The organism is Nocardia sp. NPDC046763, assembly GCF_040645495.1.
Taxonomy (GTDB): domain Bacteria; phylum Actinomycetota; class Actinomycetes; order Mycobacteriales; family Mycobacteriaceae; genus Nocardia.
In genome coordinates this window covers 1-19,005 of record NZ_JBEYYI010000005.1, presented here as the reverse complement: position 1 = coordinate 19,005, position 19,005 = coordinate 1, and the positions used below count along the sequence as shown (strand labels likewise).

Below are 19,005 nucleotides of genomic sequence, written 5' to 3'. Positions count from 1 at the left end.
GGGCGCATGACCGCGAGCATCCGGTTGTCCTCGGGCACCGGCCGATGGGTTCTACTCGCCACCGTCCTCGGTTCGGGGATGGCCATGCTGGACGCGACCGTCGTGAATGTGGCGCTGCCGCGGATCGGTGACGAGTTCGGCGCATCGATGGCGGGACTGCAGTGGACAGTCAACGCGTACACGCTGACGCTGGCCGGATTGATCCTGCTGGGTGGGTCGCTGGGTGACCGGTACGGGCGGCGCCGGGTATTCCTGATCGGGGTGGTGTGGTTCGCCATCGCCTCCGCATTGTGCGGTGCGGCGCAAGACATTTCGATGCTCATCGCGGCCCGGGCCCTGCAGGGTGTGGGCGGTGCGCTGCTGACGCCCGGCTCACTGGCCATCATTCAGGCCTCGTTCCGGCCCGACGAGCGGGCGCGCGCGGTCGGGGCCTGGTCCGGACTGGGTGGCGTGGCCGGCGCCATCGGGCCGTTCCTGGGCGGCTGGCTGGTGGAGGCGGCCGGCTGGCGGTGGGTGTTCCTGCTCAATATTCCGCTGGCCGCGGTGGTGGTGGCGGTGACGGTCCGGCATGTGCCCGAGACCCGCGATGCCGAGGCGCACGGGAGGTTCGACGTGCTCGGCGCGGTGCTGGCGGCCTTGTGCCTGGCCGGGATCACCTACGCCCTGACCATGGCGCCCGAACACGATACAAGTCGAATCCTGGTGTGGGGCAGCGCGATCGCCGGCGTCGCCGCCGGTGCCGGGTTCGTGGTGGTGGAGCGGCGGCGGTCGCGCGGCGGCCAGGATCCCGCGGCCATGCTGCCCGTCTACGTGTTCGCCTCCAAGCAGTTCACCGCGATCAATGTGGTCACCTTCGTCATGTACGGGGCCATGAGCGTGGTCTTCTTCCTACTGGTGCTGACCCTGCAGGTGGTGGCCGGATTCACGCCGATCGCCGCGGGCACGGCCATGCTGCCGGTCACCGTTCTGATGCTGCTGTTCTCGGCCCGCTCCGGCGCGCTGGCCCAGCGCATCGGACCACGCTGGCCGATCACCGTCGGCGTGCTGCTCGCCGCGACGGGCATGCTGCTGATGACCCGCATCGGCATGCACACCTCCTACCTGGTCGATGTGCTGCCCGCCGCACTGGTTTTCGGCTTCGGCCTCACGCTGGCGGTGGCGCCGCTGACCGCGACCGTCCTCGCCACCGCCGACGAACGCCATGCGGGCGTGGCCAGCGGCGTCAACAATGCGGTCGCCCGCGCCGCGGGTCTGCTGGGCGTGGCGGCCATCCCGCCGCTGGCCGGCCTTACCGGCGCGGCCTACACCAACCCGCCCGACTTCGCCCACGGCTTCCACCTGGCCATCCTCACCTGTGCCATCCTCATGGTCACGGCCGCCGCCCTGGCGTTCTTCACCGTCCGCGACGACGCTCTCCGCACCGCACCGCCCTCGTGTGAACCCGAGTGCCGCACCTTCTCCGCCGTCGCCAGCCCGCCCCTCGAACCCGACCACGACATCGCCCCGACCGGAAGTGAGCCCACATGACCGCGCCCGAGCCGACCGTCACGCAGGCCACCGACACCGTCCCCCGGTACTTCGCCATCAAGGTCGGCGACGCCCGCGCCGGCCTGACCGCCTACGTCGACCACGGCCGCCAGCGCATCTTCTTCCACACCGAGATCGACGAGGCCTTCGCCGGCCAGGGCCTGGCCTCGAAACTCATCAGCGCCGCTCTCACCGCCACCCGAGCCGCCGGCAAACGCATCGTCCCCATCTGCCCCTTCGTCGAGGCCTACGTCGAAAAACACCACGACTTCGACGACATCCTCGACCCCGTCACCCCGGAGGCCACGTCCATCGTCGAATCCGCCCTCGGCTGAGCCGCCTGAACTACGGTCCGGACCATGGCGCGAATTGCGGTGGTGGGCAGCATCAACATGGATCTGGTGACGACCGTGAGGCGGCGGCCGGGGGCCGGCGAGACGGTGTCCGGGGACGGGTTCGCGCTGGTTCCGGGCGGGAAGGGGTCGAATCAGGCGATCGCCGCGCGGCGGGCCGGAGCCGAGGTCGAGTTCGTGGGGGCGGTCGGCGGGGATGTGTTCGCCGAGGCCCTGCGAACGGTGCTGCGGGAGAATGGGGTCGGGGTGTCGCGGCTGCGGGAGGTCGAGGGGCCCAGCGGGATCGCGACCATCGTGGTGGACGAGGGCGGCGAGAACACCATCATCGTGGTGGCGGGCGCCAACGGCCGGATGACGGAACTGACTGCGGCAGACCTGGATACGATCGCCGCCGCCGATGTGCTCATGTGCCAGTTGGAGATTCCGGTGCCGACCGTGCTCGCCGCGGCCCGCCACGCCCGGGCCAACGGCACCGTGGTGGTGCTGAATCCCTCACCGGTACAGGATCTTCCGGCCGAGCTGTGGGCCGAGGTCGATGTCGCGGTGGTCAACGAGGGCGAGTCGGCGCGGCTGGCCTCCGCGCTCGCCGACGTCCCGCACGTCATCACCACCCTCGGCGCCGCGGGCGCGTCCTATTGCGGGCCGGACGGTCTCGCGATGACCCACCCCGGCGTGCGGGTAGCGGTGGTGGACACCACCGGCGCGGGCGACGCCTTCACCGGGGCGCTGGCCGCCCACTGGCACGAAGGCCCCGCCACCGCTCTGGCCTGGGCCTGCACGGCGGGGGCGTTGGCCACCACAAAACTGGGTGCCAGCGTGTCGATTCCGGCGTCGGCGGAGATCGAGCGGCTGCTCGCGGAGACCGGGGCGCGTTAGTCCCCCCGGGGACGGTGTGACGTTCGGGAATAACCGGCGACCTCCGGCGCACTCCAATCAAGTGGACATTCGACCAAGAAATGAACCGTGCGGATGTCCACTTCGTTTGGCATCGGCATCGGACACAAGATTCAGGAGATGGGCCAATGGATTTGGGACTGGCCGGCAGAACCGCGCTCGTGACCGGCGCGTCGGCGGGCATCGGCGCGGAGATCGCGCGGGTACTCGCCGCGGAGGGCTGCCATCTGCATCTGGCCGCCCGCAGCAAGGAGCGGCTGGACGAGCTCGGCGAGCAACTGCGCGCCGAGTACGGGGTGCGGGTGTGCTCACACCCTGTGGACCTGCGGTCGGCTGAGGATCTCACCGGGCTGGCGGACGCGGTCGGCGCGCCGGACATCCTGGTCAACAATGCCGGTGACATTCCGGCCGGGCCGCTGGCGGCCGTCGACGCCGAAACCTGGCGGCACGCATGGGAACTCAAGGTCTTCGGGTACATCGACCTGAGCCGCCGCATCTACGCGGATATGACGCAGCGCGGCGGCGGCGTCATCGTGAACGTCATCGGCTCGGCGGGCGAGCGACCCGATGCCGAGTACATCGCGGGCAGCACCGGCAACGCGGCGCTCATGGCGTTCACCCGCGCGCTGGGCAGCCGCAGCTGGCGCGACGGCATCCGGGTGGTCGGCATCAATCCGGGCCCGGTGGCCACCTCGCGCATCACCACACTGATCGAGACCAATGGCCGCTTCGCCGAGATGGCGGCGAACTTCCCCTTCGGCCGCCCGGCCCGTCCGCGCGAAATCGCCGATATGGCAGCGTTTCTCGCCTCGGACCGGTCCGGCTACACCACCGGCACCATCGTCACCATCGACGGCGGCCTGAGCCTGATCTGAGGCTCAGGCGACCGAGGTCGTCTTGCCCGTGTGCAGGGCGACCAGGTCGGCCATCTGCTTGCCGGCCCGTTCGAGGGGTGCGGTCGAGCGGGTCGCCAGCGACATGACGACCGCGCCCTCGACCGCCGCGATGATGGTGGTCGCCAAGGAGCGGGCGGTGGCGGGCTCCACGGCTTCGGCCTCGAGCCGGTCGGCGAGGATGCCCTCCCACTCGCTGAAGGTCTCCCCCGCCACGTCGGCCGCCTCGGGCGATTCCGATCGACCGAGCGCCGCGGCCACGATCGGGCAGCCCGCGGTGAAGTCACTCGCGACCACCACGTCCCGCCACAGGGCCGGGAAGGCGGCGATGGCGCCGGCCAGATCGGTGCCGGCGGTGACGGTTCGCATGAGTGCGCTGGTGGCCTGCCCCGCGGTCCGGGTGGCCTCGGCGACCAGTTCGGATTTCCCGCCCGGGAAGTTCAAGTAGATCGACCGGCGGGAGATGCCGCTGTGATCGAGCAGCTGCGCGATGCCGGTCCCGGCGATGCCATTGCACCGCATCAGGGCGATAGCGCTGTCGATGAGGCGGTCGCGGGCACCCATGGACGGTTCCTCCTTGCTGTATACCGATCGGTGTACTACCGTTTTCGGATATACCGATTGGTCTACCTGAGTGTAGTCCGCAGCTCAACTCTTCGACGAGGAATCGGGGCCCACACCATGCCGTCAGCATCCACCGCACGACAGTCGACTCTGCACGATTCCCTGCCACTGGCCAGCGGTCAGGTACTACCCAATCGGATTATGAAATCCGCCCTGAGCGAAGGGCTGGCGAACACGGACAATGCCCCCGACGCGCGGCTGGAACGACTGTACGGCCGCTGGAGCCACGGCGGCTACGGCCTCATCGTCACCGGCAATGTCATGGTCGACCGCCGTCACTGCGGCGAACCCGGCAATGTGGCCATCGAGGACGAACGGCACCTGGAGGCCCTCACCCGCTGGGCCAAGGTCGCCAAGGACGGCGGCGCCAAGGTCTGGGTGCAACTGAATCATCCTGGACGGCAGGCCAATCCGATCGTCACCCGCACCCGCGCGGTCGCGCCCTCGGCCATCGCCATGGGTATCCCCGGCGTGCCCGCCCCGCGCGAGCTGACCGAGGACGAGATCCTCGACATCATCGCCCGCTTCGGCCGCGCCGCCCGGGTCGCCGAGGCCGCCGGATTCGACGGCGTCCAGATCCACGGCGCGCACGGCTATCTGGTCTCGCAGTTCCTGTCCCCGCTGTCGAATCAGCGCACCGACGCCTGGGGCGGCGACGCCGAGCGGCGGCGGCAATTCGTGGTCGAGGTGGCACGCAGCATCCGCGCGGCGGTGAGCCCGGGCTTCGGGCTGGGTATCAAACTCAATTCGGCCGACTTCCAGCGCGGCGGCTTCACCGAGGACGAGTCGCGCACGGTCATCGAGGAGCTGTCCGGAGAGCAGGTGGATCTGTTCGAAATCAGCGGCGGCAGTTATGAATCCCCCGCCATGATGGGCCGGCCGCGCACGGCGTCGGCCAGCACCCGTGCCCGCGAGGCGTACTTCCTGGACTATGCCGAGACCGCCCGGCAGGCCGCGGGCTCGGTCCCGATCGCGGTGACCGGCGGCTTCCGCTCCCGCGCCGCCATGTCCGACGCGCTGGCCGGCGGCACCTGCGACCTGGTCGGCCTGGGCCGTCCCACGGCCGTGATCCCCAGCGCCGCAGCCGATCTGCTCACGGAGCGCACCGACGCGCTGCGCCCGCCGCACATCTCGCTGGGCCTGCCCCCGCGCCTGGCCGCCAATGGCGGCCTCAAGTCCTTCGACGGCGCGCTCGACCTGCAGTGGCACACCGACCAGCTGCACCGGCTCGGCGCCGGCAAGGACCCCGATCCCGACCGCTCGCCCTGGCTGACGGCGGTGACCATGCTGCGCCGCAACGGCTTCGACGCCTTCCGCAGCAAACGGTCCGCGGCCCCGCGCACCGCCGCCGATCGGGCGGCCCGCAAGTTCCGCACCGAGCGCGCCATGGGCCGCTACGTGATGAACCCGACCGTCCGTGCCCTGGACCGGATCGGTATCCGCACCGCCTTCGCCAGCGAGATCGAAACCGTCGGCCGCAAGTCCGGGCAGCCGCGCCGCGTGCCGGTGTCGCTGCTGTTCGACGACGAGGGCGCGTGGGCCATCTGCCAGCACGGAATGCGGTCGGGCTGGGGCCTGAACCTCGCGGCCGACCCGAATGTCCGTGTCCGCCAGGGTGATGGCTGGCGCACCGGCACCGCCGTGCTGCTCCCCGACGACGATGTGGTGGCCCGTGCCCGCACCTTCGCCCCGCATCCGGCGCTGGCCCCGTTCACCCGCGGTGTCTTCGCGGCGCTGGAGAGCGATCCGGTGACGGTCCGGATCACCTTCACCGATCGATAGTCCGACGGAATTGCACCGTAATCGGGAATTTATTTCCGTGTGATATGGTGAAATCGAAATCAAATTCTCCTGTCTACCATCGGATCTCGCGGCAGCGATTACCGATGGCGGGCTGCCGCGTTTCCGAACGTGGAGGGAGAATGATGGACAACGGCTCGACGGACAACAGGGGCCCGAGCCGGACCGCGATGATGGCGGCGGCCGGTCGTGCGGCGCATCTGATCGTGGACCGCGCGCCGCATCTGTTCCAGGACACCGTGGCCGAGACGCTGCTGGGCGAGCGGGCCGCCGAACTCATCTCCTATCACCGCGAGTTCGGCGATCACCCGGTGCTCAGCGGCACCAGGTCCCAGGTCAGCGCTCGCAGCCACTACACCGAGGCCCGGCTGGCGGCCGGCGACTTCGAGCAGTACCTGATCCTGGGCGCGGGCCTGGACACCTTCGCCTACCGCTCGCCCCTGGACGCGCGGGTCGCGGTCTACGAGGTGGACCATCCCGCCACCCAGGCATGGAAGCGGGAATTGCTCGCCGCCGCCGGAATCGACGTCTCCACGGTCGAATTCGTCGGCGTCGATTTCGAACGCGACGACCTGGCCGCGGAATTGACGGCCCACGGCTTCGACGTGAATCGGCCCGCCCTGGTGAGCTGGCTGGGCGTCACCATGTATCTCACCGAATCGGCGATCGGCGCCACCCTGGGCACGCTGTCGGACTGGGCGCCCGGCACCGAATTGGTGATGGAGTACGCGCTGCTCCCGGAGCTGCGCGACGAATCCGGCCGTGTCTTCGCCGAATTCGCGCTCGCCGCCACCGCGGAACAGGGTGAGCCGATGCTCAGCTTCTTCTCACCCGAGTCCGTGACAGCGCTGCTCGATCGGCACGGATTCGCTGTGGCCGAACACATTTCGCAGCACACCGCCGTCGACGCCGCCCTCTGGCAGCGCGCGGACGGCCTGCGCCCGGTCGACTTCTGCCGGCTGGTGCGCGCTCACATTCCGGGACGAACCAGGATCTGAATGTGGGTTCCCGGGCGGCTCCGGCGAGCGCATGGTGTTGCGGGCGGGTCAGCCCCTGGCCCACTCGTGGCCCCAGTAGCTGTCGGCGGTCATCTCCTCGGCGACGTAGTCGTCGCCGACGAGCATGCCCTCGCAACCGAATTCGAGATCCCAGTTGCCCGGGGTGCGAACGTAGAAGGAGATCATCTTGTCGTTGGTGTGGCGGCCCAGCGTGGAGGACAGGTGGTAGCCCGCCTTGTTCACGCGGTCCAGGGCGCGGCCCACATCGTCGAGCGAGTCCACCTCGACCATCACGTGCACGATGCCCGGGCCGTCCGGCCGCGAGCCCGGGATGAGCGCCAGGCTGTGGTGGCGGGCATTGACGCCCATGAAGCGGATCCAGATCGGGTGCTCGGGCGGGCCGACCCGGAACGAGCCGCGGGAGGCGAAGCCCAGCACCTCGGTATAGAACTTGCGCGCCTCTTCGATATCGCGCACCGGCAGCACCACGTGGCCCAGACCCAGGTCCCCGGTGACGAACCGGTTGCCGAACTTGCCCACCACCGGGCTGTGGTCCAGCAGCGGGCCGTGGAAGACCTCGATGGTGAACCCGGAGGGATCGACGAAGGCGATGGCCTCCTCGACGTGCCGGTTGGCGGCCTCGGCGAGCGTCAGCGCGGTGACCGCGACGCCTGCCTTCTCCAGGATCTCGCGCACCAGCTCCAGCGAGCGCCGGTCGGCGACCTGCCAGCCGACGGCGATGACCGCGTCGCGGTCGCCGGGCACCAGCTCGAGCCGGTAGGTGTGCTCGTCGACGCGCAGGTACACCGAATCGGCGTTCGGGCCGGAGCCTTCGGCGAAACCGATGGTGTCGAAGGCGAATGCGCGCCAGGCGTCCACATCGGCGATCTGGGCGCGCACGTAGCCGAGCGAGGCGAAGGCAGCCATGGTGATACTCCTCGGAAGATTCGGGATATCAGGAATAGGTGACGGTGACGTCGTCGGTGACCGGAACGGCCTGGCAGGCGAGCACATAGCCGTCGGCGATGTCCTCCTCCTCCAGAATTTCATTGCGGCGCATGCTCACCTCGCCGGAGACCACCCGGCACACGCAGGCGCTGCACGCGCCCTCCTTGCACGAGTACGGAGCGTCCAGGCCCTTGGCGAGCATGGTGTCGAGCAGGGTCTGCTGCCGCGGCCAGGTCAGCTCGTGGTTCTCGCCGTCGAGCTCGACCCGCGCGAGGGCGGCGTCCCCGTCGTCGGCCACCACCTCGGTTGCGGCCGTGTCGATCTCGAACGGGTTGCCGGACAATGAGACGAACTTCTCCGAGTGGACACGCTTGCGGTCCGCGCCGAGCTCGGCCATGGCCGCCGCGACCGCGTCCATGAACGGACCGGGACCGCAGACGAAAACCTCCCGGCCCGCCCAGGGACGCGCCATCGCGGCCAGGCCGGCCACGCTCGGCAAGCCCTGCACCGACTGCAGCCAATGCAGCACCAGGAGCCGATCCGGGTGCGCGGCAGCCAGTTCCGCGAGCTCCTCGGCGAAGATAACCGAATTCTCGTGCTGGTTGGCGTAGATCAGCGTGCAGTGGCCGGAACCCTGCGCCAGCACGGATTTCAGGATGGACAGCACCGGCGTGACGCCGCTGCCGCCGGCGAACAGCAGCAGGTCGGTGTCCAGCGACTCCGGGGTGAAGATGCCGGCGGGTGGCAGCACGTCCAGGGTCAGGCCCTCGGTGGCGTTGTCGCACAGCCAGTTCGAGCCGTAGCCGTCGACGGTCCGCTTGACGGTGACCTTCAGCGGACCGCCCTCGTGCGGCGCGCTGGACAGCGAATAGCAGCGGCTCACCGACCCGGTGAGATCGCTCGGGATGCGCAGGGTCAGGAACTGTCCCGGACGATACGAGAACCGGTCGGCGTGCGCGGCGTCCGGCGCCAGCTCGAGCGACACCGCGTCGGCGGTCTCGCGCACCACGCGCACGATCCGCACCGCTGTGATCCCGCTCACCTGAGCGGCTTCCACAGCCGCGTCCACCTCGAAGTCCGTGACCGTCATCCGTTCCACCAGTTCCATTCCTGTGCTGTCAGTTTCGACCCCGTCACGGACGGGTATCCGATACGCGGGGCCGACCGCCGACGATGTCGGGAGGCCCACCCGGAGTACGCCGACCGCAGCCGGCGACTCCGCTCAGGCCAGAGTTCGCCCGCGAGTACGAACGTCGACGTCACGCGTGCTGACGGTCAACGCACCCGAGGCGACGGCCTCGTCGATGCTGGCCCGCAGCGCCCGGCACGTGTGAACTCGCAGCCCGGTGTCCGCGAGTTCCGTGCAGGCGGCCTGCGCGTCCCTGTTCCACTGCACGCTGGTGTGCTGGTCGCTGTACTTCTCCGCCAGCACGCACGTCCCGCAGGACCGGCACGAAACCTTGTCCATGGCAGCGTCTCTCAGCCCCGCGCCATTACGTCGGAGACGTTGCTCGCAACGGCGGCTTCGCGCTTGGCGATATTTTCGGCGACCTCCGCCTCCCACGCGGTGACCGCGCGGGTGGTGTCCACCTCGTACTCGAAGCGGTCGGTCATCTCTTCCTTGACCTCGGCCGCGTCCACGTAGAACTGCTCGTACCAGCGACGCAGCTGGTAGACCGGCCCGTCCTCCTCGCACAGCAGCGGATTGTTGATGCGCGACTTGCTCTTCCAGATGGCCGCGTCCTGCTCGAAGCCCTTGCCCAGGCCGCCGACGAACTTCTCGGCGATCTCCTGCGCCTGCTCGGCGGGCACGCCCTCCGGCTTCTTGGCGATCGCGCCGTACATGAGCACGAATTGGTTCTCGTTGATCGGGTAGTGGCAGTTGATCAGATACCCCTCGACGACAAGGCCGTTCGGGCTCTCGCTCTTCAGGTAGTCGATCATGTAGGAGGGCCCGTAGTAGGAGGCCTCCGACTGCAGGACGTTCTTGCCGCCCAGCGCCTTGGCGGTCTCGCCCATCATGTCCTCACGCGACACGGAGGTCATGTACTGGCTGGCGGTGTGACCCTCGAAGACGTTCTTGAAGAAGGTCGGGAAGCCGTAGTGCACGTAGAAGAAGTGCGCCATGTCCACCACGTTGTCGACGACCTCGCGGCAGTTGGCGTCGACGATCATCGAGTTCCAGGTCCAGTCGGTCCACTCGTCGTCGAAGGCGGCGTCGATGCGCGGGATCGCCAGCTCGGCCGGGGGCTGCTTGCCCTCCGGGTCGTTCCAGACGAACAGCATCTTGTTCTCGACCATGGTCGGCCACGCCTTGGTACGGGCCAGCGGGGGCACGCGGCGCGCGTAGGGGATGCCGGTGCACTTGCCCTTGCCGTTCCAGCGCCAGTCGTGGAACGGGCAGGCGATGGAGTCGCCCTTGACGGTGCCGTCGGCCAGGTTGCCGCCCATGTGGGGGCAGTACGCGTTGAGCACGTTGAGGGCGCCGTCCTCGGCCGCGAACACCACGACCTCGGTGCCGAAAGCCTTGACGGTGTGCGGCTTTCCATCGCGGAAGGAGTCGGCCAGGCCCAGGCAGTGCCAGCCGCGCGCGAATCGCGCCGGGGGCTTGCCCGCGTCGATGACCCGCACCTCACCGTCCATGGTGGTCATGTGAATTCCTCTCCCTTGCCTTGCTTCGATGGTTGCGGCCGATGTGACGGCGACGACAGCGCAGTCTCACTGGCCGGGCTGTGACTACTGATGGACGAGACGACCGCGCCAACCGATGGCCGGGACGACTACGCCCGCCGATGCTCGGGACGACCGTGCCTACCGCGTGTCGAGACGACCGAACGCCGCGCGGTAGAACAGCAGCGGCTTCGCCTCGGAATGCTCATTCAAGCAGGTCACGCGGCCGATGACGATGGTGTGGTCACCGCCGTCGGCTTCGTCGTACAGCTCGCAGTCGATGGAGGCCATGGCACCGGCGAGCAAGGGCGAGCCGTTCTCCGAGGCGATCCACTCCACGCCCGCGAACTTGTCGGCGCCCGGCCGCCCGAGCTGGCGGCAGATCTCGGCCTGATCGTCGGCCAGGATGTTCACGCAGAACCGGCCCACCTCACGGATTCTCGGCCACGTGCTCGAGGTCCGCGCCGGGAAGAAGCTCACCAGCGGCGGGTCGATGGACAGCGATGCGAACGACTGGCAGGCGAAGCCGAGAGGTTCGTCCTCGTCAAGGGCGGTGATCACGGTGACTCCCGAGCAGAATCTGCCGAGAACGGTCTTGAATGCCGTCGCGTCGATGGCCGGTGTCCGGCCGCCGGGCACATTGACACCAGTAAGCACCGGCGCCTCCTTATTTCGATCCGAAATATAGCTAGCAGTCATGACAGCAGGTCGCGCGCAGGAGGCGTCAACTCCGTGGTTCGGTGATCGGGACACGGATGCGTAGGTTTTACGTAGTTCTCCCGATTCCGCAGGTTGTGGCACAGGGCACTGTGATGGGTAGCACAAGCTCCGAACTAGGTACATGCCTAATCGGAATAGTCCTAGACTGGATATGAACCAACGGAGGTACATATGTCCGTCACCATGCTGCCCCCGGCGGAGACCCGACACACGCACAACCCCATGCGCGCCAAAGAATCTCGCGCCGGCGCCGACGTTCCCGTCTCGATGATCGAGCGGATGACCTTGATCCTCGACGCATTCGACGCATCCACCCCCACCCTCACGCTGCTCGGCCTGGTCGAGCGCACCGGGCTGCCGCGGTCCACCGTGCACCGGATCCTCGACCAGATGATCAAGCTGCGCTGGCTCGCCCACACCTCGGGCGGCTACCGGCTGGGCATGCGCGCACTCGAACTCGGCGGACTCACCGCCGACCACAACGAGATTCGCGATGCCGTGTCCCCGCTGCTGCACGAGCTGAGCCAGCGCACCGGCATGGTCGGACACCTGGCCGTCCTGGACGGCCGCGACGTGGTCTACCTGGACAAGGCCGGTGGCCGCTTCGCCGCCAGCCTGCCCACCCGCCTGGGTGGCCGGATGCCCGCGCACGCCACCGCACTCGGCAAGGCCATGCTCGCCTGCCTGGAGCCGAACATCGCCGAGGCCGCGCTGCGCACCCGGCTGCCGCGCCTGACCCCGCGCACCATCTGCGAGCCCGAGGCGCTCTCGCGCGAGCTGCAACAGATTCGCATGCGGCAGGGCGTGGCCATCGACCGCGAGGAGGCCGTCGCCGGAATCGCCTGTGTCGCAGCGCCGCTGCGGGGCCGTGGCACCGCGCCCGCCGCGCTGTCGCTGTCCGGCCGCGCCGACGGCATGAGCTACGACCGGCTGGCCCGCGTCGTGCTCGAGGTCGCGCACGAGGCCGGCCGCACCCTGTTCCCGCGTCGCGGCCACTGGCGTTGAGCGGAGACAGGGCATGCGGGGGCGATACAGTTCGATCATGACCGATGGCGTGCCCGCCGAAGAGGCGCAGGCGATTCCGGAACTTCCCACAACGGCGTGGGCGGTTCTCGGAATGCTCTCGCACGCCGAAGAACTGTCCGGATACGACCTGAAGAAATGGGCCGACTGGAGTCTGCAGTTCTTCTATTGGAGTCCGTCGTTCAGCCAGATCTACGCCGAGCTCAAGCGTTTGGAAAAGCACGGCTACGCGATCTCCCGGACCGTGGTGTCCGAGGACGGCATGCGCGGCAAACGCATGTACGCCATTACCGAGAGCGGGCGCGAAGCGGCGTCGAACTGGGTCAACCACTCCCCCGTCGAGGCCCCTGTCCTCAAGCACAGCGTGATGCTGCGGGCCTGGCTGGGGCACCTGGCCGAGCCCGAGCGCATGCGCGAAATCCTCACCCAGCACATCGAATACACCGAGACCATGCGGCGGCGCGCACAGGCCGACGCCGAGGGCGCGGATGTGAATCCGGACTGGGCATATCCCAGCGCTGTATTGCGCTGGTGCGTAAAGCATTACGAGGCCGAAAAGGAATTCGCCGAGGACCTGCTGGCGGATTTGGACAAATTGGCGAGACAGCGTAGCCGCCGGAAGCCTGCGAAGAAGCAGAATTCCAGCGATTCCCACTGAACGGACTTGGTGATAGTCGGCGCCCAGTGGCCGTGACACGGTTCACACGATCGTGTTACTACCCACACTGGAGGACGCCACATGTCCACCTCCATCGACACCGCGGTGCCACCGAGCCCCGCGCCTGACGAATCCGGTCGCCTCGACGGCGCCTCGAATCTGAGGATCTGGTCGGTCCTCGCGGTCATCGTGCTGTTCACCGAGGTCTCCCCGATGCAGTACGTCATGGTCGCGTCGGCACTGCGACAGATCGCGCCCACCTTCCCCGATCAGGGCGCGAACATCAACTGGGCCATCATCGTCTTCGGCATCTTCGGTGCCGCCGTGTCCCCGCTGATCGGCAAGCTCAGCGACATCTGGGGCAAGAAGAAGATGTTCCTGGTATGCGGTGTGCTGTTCCTCATCGGTACCGCCATGTGCGCCGTCACCAGCAACTGGGCGGTGTTCCTCGTGGGCCGCGCGCTGGAGGCGACGGCCATCGCGACGACCGTGGTGTCCTACGGCCTGATTCGGGACCTGATGCCGCGCAGGCTGGTTCCCGTCGGCCTCGGCATCGCCTCCACAGGTCTGGGCGTGTCCGCCCTCGCCGGTCCGCTGATCGGTGGCTACATCACCGATCACTACAGTTGGCGCGGACTGTTCTGGTTCCTGTTCATCTTCACCGTGATCATGATTCCGCTGCTGATCATCGTGGTGCCGGAGTCGAAGCTGCGCACCCCGCAGCGCCTGGACATCATCGGCGCGGTGCTGCTCGGCGCGGGCGCCACCCTCACCCTGCTCTACCTGGACAAGGGCCAGGACTGGGGCTGGACCAAGCCCTCCACGCTGGCGTGGCTGATCGGCGGCCTGGTGCTGCTCGCCCTGTTCCCGATCGTGGAAATGCGTGCCAAGCAACCGATCATGGACATGAAGCTGCTGTTCAACCCGCGCGTCAGCGTGGTGCTCTTCATCGGTCTGCTGGCCTCGTTCATGATCGGCTACCAGTCCTACGCGACCGGCTACATGACCCAGTCGCCGCCGTCCGATCAGGTCGTGTCGCAGGTCAAGGACGCCACCTGGGGCCAGGTGAAGGCCGGTGCCCTGGCCCAGGCACAAGCCCAGGCTCTCACCCAGGCGCGAGCACAGGGGCTCGCCGCGGCCGAGGCACAGGCCAAGGCTGCGCTGCCGCCGGGCGTGGACCTGCCGCCGGACGTGGTCAAGAAGCTGACGGACACGGTGAATGCGCAGGTGACACCCGAGGTCGTGAACGCGCAGGTGCCGCCGGACATGGTGTACCAGCACTTGCCGCCGGACATGGTCAAGGTGAATCTGCAGCCGGGCTACAGCTACGGCGACAACTTCTCGCTGCTGAAGTTCGCCACCCACGTGACCCTCGCACAGTCCTTGATCGCCATGCTCTTCGGCTTCCTGGGCGGCCTGTGGATCCGACGCTCGGGTGCCCGCTGGCCACTGGTGACGGCGCTGGTCATCTTCGTCGGCAGCAGCCTGGCCTATGCTGCCCTCTCCCACGGCTGGCAGACGCAGGCGCTGATCAGCGCGGTCTACGGCATCGCGTTCGCGCTGTACTACGCATCCACGCCGAACCTCATAGTGGAAGGCGTGCCGGCGGAACAGCAGGGCATCAGCGCGGGCATGCTGGGCGTCATGCAGGCCATGGGCGCCGGCATCGGTCTCGCGGTGGCCACCGCGTTCCTGACCGCGAATCCGGTCAAGGCCGTGGTGTCGGTAGCGGGCCAGGCGCCGGTCACCAAGGACATTCCGCTGCTCTACGCCGACAAGGGCTATGAGATCAGCTTCTACTTCGTGGCCATCTCGGCCGCGGTGGCACTGATCGGAGCGCTCATCATGAAGCACGGCCGGACCCCGGCCACCGGTGGTGCCGCGCACTGACACTCGTGTGAGGCACTGACAACCGAATGAACAACGGCCCGGAGGCGATTCGCCTCCGGGCCGTTGTGGCGTACTGGAAAACTCCGTCACCACTATGACCCGAGGCGTGCAGTGACCGCACTTTCCTGACCGCTGAGCGGGACCTCACCTCGTTGTTCCGCACTCGTCATATTTCGATTGGAAATAGGTCGCCAGCCCGTGCGGCCGGAGGAGGTGGTCGACGATGACCGGTGAACTCGACTCGATCGCAGCCGCGGTGGCGGCGGTGGCCCGCGGCGGCATGGTGCTGGTCGTGGACGACGAGAGCCGTGAGAACGAAGGCGATCTGATCCTGGCCGCCGAGCACGCGACCGCGGAGAACATCGCGTTCCTGGTGCGGCACACCAGCGGCGTGCTCTGCGTGCCCATGGCCGGCGAGGACTGCGACCGCCTCCAGCTGCCGCCGATGACCTCGGTCAACGAGGACCCCAAGGGCACCGCCTACACCGTCTCCGTGGACGCCGTTTCCGGTGTCAGCACCGGCATCTCGGCCGCCGACCGCGCCTGCACCATGCGCCTGCTGGCCGACCCGCGCACCACCGCGGCCCAGCTCTCCCGGCCCGGGCACGTGTTCCCGCTGCGCGCGAATCCCCGTGGCGTGCTGGGTCGTCCGGGCCACACCGAGGCCGCCGTCGACCTGATGCGGCTGGCCGGGCTGCGTCCGGCCGGTGTCATCGCCGAGGTCGTCAATGACGACGGCAGCATGGCTCGCCTGCCCGATCTGCTGGTCATGGCGCGGGAATGGGGTATCCCGCTGGTCTCCATCGCCGACCTGATCGCGCATCGGAAGCAGCTGGAGCACGGCATCACCCGCGTGGTCGAGACCCGACTGCCCACCCGCTTCGGCGACTTCCGCGTCTACGGCTACTCCGACGCCCACACCGGCGCGGAACACCTCGCTCTCGTCCACGGCGACCCGTCGGGCGAAAACACCCTCGCCCGAGTGCATTCCGAATGCCTCACCGGCGACGCCTTCGGCTCGCTGCGCTGCGACTGCGGCGAGCAACTCGACGCCGCTCTGGAAGCCGTCGCCGAGGCCGGGCGCGGCGTCATCGTCTACCTGCGCGGCCAGGAGGGCCGGGGCATCGGCCTGCTCAACAAGCTCCGCGCCTACGAACTCCAGGATGCGGGCGCGGACACCGTGGACGCGAACGTCCGCCTGGGCCTGCCCATCGACGCCCGCGACTACGGCGCCGCCGCCCGCATTCTCGCCGATCTGCGTGTGCGGTCGGTGCGCCTGCTCAGCAACAACCCGGCGAAGCAGTCCGGCCTGCAGGCCAACGGCATCGCGGTGCACGCGCGAATCCCCCTGCAGACCCAGCCGACCGAGCACAATGTGCACTACCTCGCCACCAAGCGCGATCGGATGAGTCACCAGCTCCCCCATATACCCGCGGTCGGGTAGCCATATCCCCGGGGTAGTGCGGGCGTCAGGTGTCCTCCGGCTCCCGCTCGTCCCACTGCAGCCCGAGCCGGAAGGCCTGCAACCCGGGCTTCGAGGGTGACAGCCACGCCTGAAACCGCAAGTCCGACGGATATTTCGCGCCCGAGCGGCGAATGGCGGCTTGCGTCTCCGCTGCGATCTGCCGCGCCGAGGCGACACCGTGGTTGAACATCTGGCCGCGCGCCCCGCCCTCCTCGCGCACCTCCAGGCGGGACTGGGCGTTGGAGGCGAAGAAGCCCTGCGCCACCCATTCCGGCTCGTCGGCGAGGGTGAGAACCCAGACCGCGTGCGGCACCAGCGGATGCAGGACCGGGAGATCCACGGCCAGGGAGAGGAACAACCGGTCGATGTGGTCGTCGAGTTCGTCGAGGGTCACCGCGTCGGGCTCCTTGTATCCGAGGGCGCCGACCTCCGTGCGGCGCGACTCGTCCGGCCACGCCAGCCAGCACTCGGTGGGCCGGTGGTCCTCGTCGTACTCCCAGTCGAATTCGCGCTCGACCGTGCGCGGTCCGCGCGGCTCGATTCGCAGGCTCACCTCGATCGGGCGGATCGATCGGCCCAGCGTCACGATGTCGTCGGGGCGCAGCCAGATCGCCAGGGCACCCGGGCCGCCCACCAGATCCGGTTCGCCGAGGACACCGATGCACTCGGCCAGCGCGGTCGTGAACACGTGATCGACGAGCGCGGGCGGACAGGGGTACGAGAGCCGGAGCTGTTTGATCTCCCCGTACCCGAAGCCCGGCGCCGTGATCGAACGCGGGGTCTCTACCGCGACGAGTTCCGCGCCTCCGGCGGTCGCAGCAGTCGGCTCAGCGGAGTCCCCGGTCGATTCCCACCCCAATTTCGCGTAGACGCCGTCGATCTCGGTCCGGGACCATGCATCGAGTTCGGCGGCGAGCAATACCGACATGGCGTGACCGAAGCTTCCGAGTTCCACGCGGCGTCCGTAGTTCCGCGCCCACCACTGGTTGGCCTCCGCATTGCGCTGCCGCCGTTGCTCTTCCGTCGGGTGCCGGAACTCTTCACTCAGGTCTTCGCTCACCGCGGCAGCGTATGTGACGGAGACGCACTGGATGGCCGTGGGATTCACGGCAGCCAGTGGACCGGGGTCACCTCCCGGATGTGGACGAGAATGTCGAAGGCCTTCGACAGGTCGCGAATCGCCAAGTGCTCGTCCGCATCCCGGACGGGGTCGTAGACGCCGCTGATCACGCGCATCTTGGCGGGAGCCGCGATCGGGGCGGTTCGCATGTCGAGCCAGAGTTTCGGAAGGCCCATCTCACCCAGCGTCGCGTCCAGGAAATCCGGTGCGGGGGCGGGGATCTCGGCCACACCGACATCGCCGTGGTGGAAGCCGATGGCCACCGGGGCGTAGTCGTGGCCGAAATGCTCACGCAGAACGCTGCCCACACTGGACTTGGAGACCTGGTCCCGGGCCAGACCGAGAGTCGCATCATCGGCGGAGACATGCGATATGCCATCCCAGTACACGGTCCGCAGTCCGGTGCGCTGGTGGTGGCCGATGATCGAGGAGGCCCACAGCTCGGCTTCACCCGCGTAGCTGCCGCGGCCCGCGACGCTGTGGCGGTGAAAGTCCTCGATCAGAGCCATTCGGGCCCGGACGGTTTCGCTGATATCCGGGATCGAGGCGAGGAGCGTCGAGGCGTCGCGGGCGTGATCGAGGAACGGGCGACCCGGGTGGACACCTCGGGCACGTTGGACGTGCTCGTCCAGCGTGTGGGCGGTGCGGATGGGCTCCAGATGAGCAGCGAGGCCGGCCAGGCTATCCGGGTCCTGGGTTCGGACCGCATCGAGGACGGCGTCGTAATCCTCCGGCTTGGCCTGGGCCGGCTTGACGCCGATGACGCGCACTTCATCACCGGGATGGGCCCCGTTGAACTCACGAATCCAGGTCAGTGCCGCAGCCATCTCCGCTGTGCGCCAGGGACGCCAGGCCAGGTCGAGGGCCGACACCGCCGTCTCCCTACCCTCTCGCACGTAGGCATCCAGGGTCTCACCGACATCGGCGCTGTCCTGGACCGCAAGCGTGCGGAATCCGTGGTGCACGACCAGATTTCGGAACAACTCGTCGCGGACGGCAAAAGTCTCCTGAGCGAAACGCGTCGACTCGCCGATCCCGACCACGGTCGCGGCTGACAGTGACTGCGCGAGGGTGTCGATCGTGTTGGCATCGAAGGGGGCTGCACTGAGTGTGGTTTCGGTCGGCATGACACCACTCTCCAACCTCGACCAAGGTTCAGGTCAAGCCCAAAGGGACAGAGCCCGAAGAACCAAAACCCAAAGGATCAAAAGATTGAAAGACAAAGACGCCGGGAGAAGGGAGGGGGGCCGGGCTCACGTCCGCGCCTGCACCTACCAGCCCCCTCACCCTTCGAAGCCGAATGTGGGGCTATTGCGGGAGGTACTCATTCAGATCACGGGGTTGGGGTCACCACGTGATGGCTTGCGCCCGTTGAGGGACAGTGCTGATCGGTAGTGAAGCCGGGGATCGACCTTCCGGCAG

General features: G+C 68.2%; 18 protein-coding genes. 10 read left to right on the top strand and 8 right to left on the bottom strand.

The window, feature by feature from the left end; translation table 11 throughout:
• Positions 1 to 6: 6 nt before the first annotated feature.
• The 4 genes from ABZ909_RS09580 (at position 7) to ABZ909_RS09565 (ending at position 3,649) form a co-directional block, all read left to right on the top strand.
• Entirely contained in the window at positions 7 to 1,527 is a 1,521-nt protein-coding gene (locus tag ABZ909_RS09580) for an MFS transporter (RefSeq protein ID WP_356997366.1), read from the top strand.
• A complete protein-coding gene (locus ABZ909_RS09575) occupies positions 1,524 to 1,862 on the top strand; it encodes a GNAT family N-acetyltransferase (RefSeq protein ID WP_356997364.1) in 339 nt (112 codons plus the stop codon). The genes ABZ909_RS09580 and ABZ909_RS09575 overlap by 4 nt, the downstream gene beginning before the upstream one ends.
• A gap of 24 nt (positions 1,863 to 1,886) precedes the next feature.
• Positions 1,887 to 2,756: a ribokinase gene (locus ABZ909_RS09570; RefSeq protein WP_356997363.1), complete on the top strand. Its 870-nt coding sequence runs from the start codon at positions 1,887 to 1,889 to the stop codon at positions 2,754 to 2,756.
• Between the two features lie 146 nt (positions 2,757 to 2,902).
• On the top strand, positions 2,903 to 3,649 hold the full coding sequence (locus ABZ909_RS09565) for a short-chain dehydrogenase/reductase (RefSeq protein WP_356997361.1): 747 nt from the start codon (positions 2,903 to 2,905) through the stop codon (positions 3,647 to 3,649).
• Between the two features lie 3 nt (positions 3,650 to 3,652).
• On the opposite strand, the gene ABZ909_RS09560 is transcribed toward ABZ909_RS09565, so the two are convergent.
• Entirely contained in the window at positions 3,653 to 4,231 is a 579-nt protein-coding gene (locus ABZ909_RS09560) for a TetR/AcrR family transcriptional regulator (RefSeq protein ID WP_356997360.1), read from the bottom strand.
• 117 nt (positions 4,232 to 4,348) lie between these two features.
• Here ABZ909_RS09560 and ABZ909_RS09555 point away from each other — a divergent pair, with 117 nt between their 5' ends.
• Positions 4,349 to 6,073, top strand: coding sequence for a nitroreductase family deazaflavin-dependent oxidoreductase (locus ABZ909_RS09555; RefSeq protein WP_356997358.1), 1,725 nt, complete (start codon positions 4,349 to 4,351; stop codon positions 6,071 to 6,073).
• Positions 6,074 to 6,213: 140 nt separating this feature from the next.
• Positions 6,214 to 7,089, top strand: a complete 876-nt coding sequence (locus ABZ909_RS09550) for a class I SAM-dependent methyltransferase (RefSeq protein WP_356997356.1) — start codon at positions 6,214 to 6,216, stop codon at positions 7,087 to 7,089.
• 48 nt (positions 7,090 to 7,137) lie between these two features.
• Here the strand turns inward: ABZ909_RS09550 and ABZ909_RS09545 are convergent, their stop codons facing one another.
• From ABZ909_RS09545 to ABZ909_RS09525, 5 genes are all read right to left on the bottom strand, one after another.
• Positions 7,138 to 8,016 carry a VOC family protein gene (locus ABZ909_RS09545; RefSeq protein WP_356997355.1) on the bottom strand — a complete coding sequence of 293 codons (879 nt, stop codon included), beginning with the start codon at positions 8,014 to 8,016 and terminating at the stop codon, positions 7,138 to 7,140.
• 28 nt (positions 8,017 to 8,044) lie between these two features.
• Positions 8,045 to 9,127 carry a ferredoxin--NADP reductase gene (locus tag ABZ909_RS09540; protein ID WP_356997353.1) on the bottom strand — a complete coding sequence of 361 codons (1,083 nt, stop codon included), beginning with the start codon at positions 9,125 to 9,127 and terminating at the stop codon, positions 8,045 to 8,047.
• Between the two features lie 132 nt (positions 9,128 to 9,259).
• Complete coding sequence (locus ABZ909_RS09535; protein ID WP_356997352.1) at positions 9,260 to 9,505, bottom strand: hypothetical protein; 246 nt, start codon at positions 9,503 to 9,505, stop codon at positions 9,260 to 9,262.
• An 11-nt stretch (positions 9,506 to 9,516) separates the two neighbouring features.
• Positions 9,517 to 10,689, bottom strand: coding sequence for a Rieske 2Fe-2S domain-containing protein (locus tag ABZ909_RS09530; protein WP_356997350.1), 1,173 nt, complete (start codon positions 10,687 to 10,689; stop codon positions 9,517 to 9,519).
• Between the two features lie 159 nt (positions 10,690 to 10,848).
• The gene (locus tag ABZ909_RS09525; protein WP_356997348.1) at positions 10,849 to 11,364 is read right to left on the bottom strand and encodes a flavin reductase family protein; all 516 of its coding nucleotides are present in this window, start codon (positions 11,362 to 11,364) and stop codon (positions 10,849 to 10,851) included.
• Positions 11,365 to 11,598: 234 nt separating this feature from the next.
• Here ABZ909_RS09525 and ABZ909_RS09520 point away from each other — a divergent pair, with 234 nt between their 5' ends.
• The 4 genes from ABZ909_RS09520 (at position 11,599) to ABZ909_RS09505 (ending at position 16,442) form a co-directional block, all read left to right on the top strand.
• Complete coding sequence (locus ABZ909_RS09520; RefSeq protein WP_356997346.1) at positions 11,599 to 12,432, top strand: IclR family transcriptional regulator; 834 nt, start codon at positions 11,599 to 11,601, stop codon at positions 12,430 to 12,432.
• Positions 12,433 to 12,469: 37 nt separating this feature from the next.
• On the top strand, positions 12,470 to 13,108 hold the full coding sequence (locus tag ABZ909_RS09515; protein WP_356997345.1) for a PadR family transcriptional regulator: 639 nt from the start codon (positions 12,470 to 12,472) through the stop codon (positions 13,106 to 13,108).
• A gap of 81 nt (positions 13,109 to 13,189) precedes the next feature.
• Positions 13,190 to 14,998, top strand: a complete 1,809-nt coding sequence (locus tag ABZ909_RS09510) for an MFS transporter (protein WP_356997343.1) — start codon at positions 13,190 to 13,192, stop codon at positions 14,996 to 14,998.
• A 223-nt stretch (positions 14,999 to 15,221) separates the two neighbouring features.
• The gene (locus ABZ909_RS09505) at positions 15,222 to 16,442 is read left to right on the top strand and encodes a bifunctional 3,4-dihydroxy-2-butanone-4-phosphate synthase/GTP cyclohydrolase II (RefSeq protein ID WP_356997342.1); all 1,221 of its coding nucleotides are present in this window, start codon (positions 15,222 to 15,224) and stop codon (positions 16,440 to 16,442) included.
• Between the two features lie 25 nt (positions 16,443 to 16,467).
• Here ABZ909_RS09505 and ABZ909_RS09500 read toward each other — a convergent pair whose 3' ends face one another.
• Together ABZ909_RS09500 and ABZ909_RS09495 are read right to left on the bottom strand one after the other, a co-directional pair.
• Positions 16,468 to 17,523 carry a hypothetical protein gene (locus ABZ909_RS09500; RefSeq protein WP_356997340.1) on the bottom strand — a complete coding sequence of 352 codons (1,056 nt, stop codon included), beginning with the start codon at positions 17,521 to 17,523 and terminating at the stop codon, positions 16,468 to 16,470.
• Between the two features lie 44 nt (positions 17,524 to 17,567).
• Positions 17,568 to 18,710 carry an erythromycin esterase family protein gene (locus ABZ909_RS09495; protein WP_356997338.1) on the bottom strand — a complete coding sequence of 381 codons (1,143 nt, stop codon included), beginning with the start codon at positions 18,708 to 18,710 and terminating at the stop codon, positions 17,568 to 17,570.
• Between the last annotated feature and the right edge of the window lie 295 nt (positions 18,711 to 19,005).

Coding starts and splice junctions, on each gene's coding strand:
- ABZ909_RS09580 (WP_356997366.1), top strand. CDS start 7: ATGACCGCGAGCATCCGGTTGTCCTCGGGCACCGGCCGATGGGTTCTA.
- ABZ909_RS09575 (WP_356997364.1), top strand. CDS start 1,524: ATGACCGCGCCCGAGCCGACCGTCACGCAGGCCACCGACACCGTCCCC.
- ABZ909_RS09570 (WP_356997363.1), top strand. CDS start 1,887: ATGGCGCGAATTGCGGTGGTGGGCAGCATCAACATGGATCTGGTGACG.
- ABZ909_RS09565 (WP_356997361.1), top strand. CDS start 2,903: ATGGATTTGGGACTGGCCGGCAGAACCGCGCTCGTGACCGGCGCGTCG.
- ABZ909_RS09560 (WP_356997360.1), bottom strand. CDS start 4,231: ATGGGTGCCCGCGACCGCCTCATCGACAGCGCTATCGCCCTGATGCGG.
- ABZ909_RS09555 (WP_356997358.1), top strand. CDS start 4,349: ATGCCGTCAGCATCCACCGCACGACAGTCGACTCTGCACGATTCCCTG.
- ABZ909_RS09550 (WP_356997356.1), top strand. CDS start 6,214: ATGATGGACAACGGCTCGACGGACAACAGGGGCCCGAGCCGGACCGCG.
- ABZ909_RS09545 (WP_356997355.1), bottom strand. CDS start 8,016: ATGGCTGCCTTCGCCTCGCTCGGCTACGTGCGCGCCCAGATCGCCGAT.
- ABZ909_RS09540 (WP_356997353.1), bottom strand. CDS start 9,127: ATGACGGTCACGGACTTCGAGGTGGACGCGGCTGTGGAAGCCGCTCAG.
- ABZ909_RS09535 (WP_356997352.1), bottom strand. CDS start 9,505: ATGGACAAGGTTTCGTGCCGGTCCTGCGGGACGTGCGTGCTGGCGGAG.
- ABZ909_RS09530 (WP_356997350.1), bottom strand. CDS start 10,689: ATGACCACCATGGACGGTGAGGTGCGGGTCATCGACGCGGGCAAGCCC.
- ABZ909_RS09520 (WP_356997346.1), top strand. CDS start 11,599: ATGTCCGTCACCATGCTGCCCCCGGCGGAGACCCGACACACGCACAAC.
- ABZ909_RS09515 (WP_356997345.1), top strand. CDS start 12,470: ATGACCGATGGCGTGCCCGCCGAAGAGGCGCAGGCGATTCCGGAACTT.
- ABZ909_RS09510 (WP_356997343.1), top strand. CDS start 13,190: ATGTCCACCTCCATCGACACCGCGGTGCCACCGAGCCCCGCGCCTGAC.
- ABZ909_RS09505 (WP_356997342.1), top strand. CDS start 15,222: ATGACCGGTGAACTCGACTCGATCGCAGCCGCGGTGGCGGCGGTGGCC.
- ABZ909_RS09495 (WP_356997338.1), bottom strand. CDS start 18,710: ATGCCGACCGAAACCACACTCAGTGCAGCCCCCTTCGATGCCAACACG.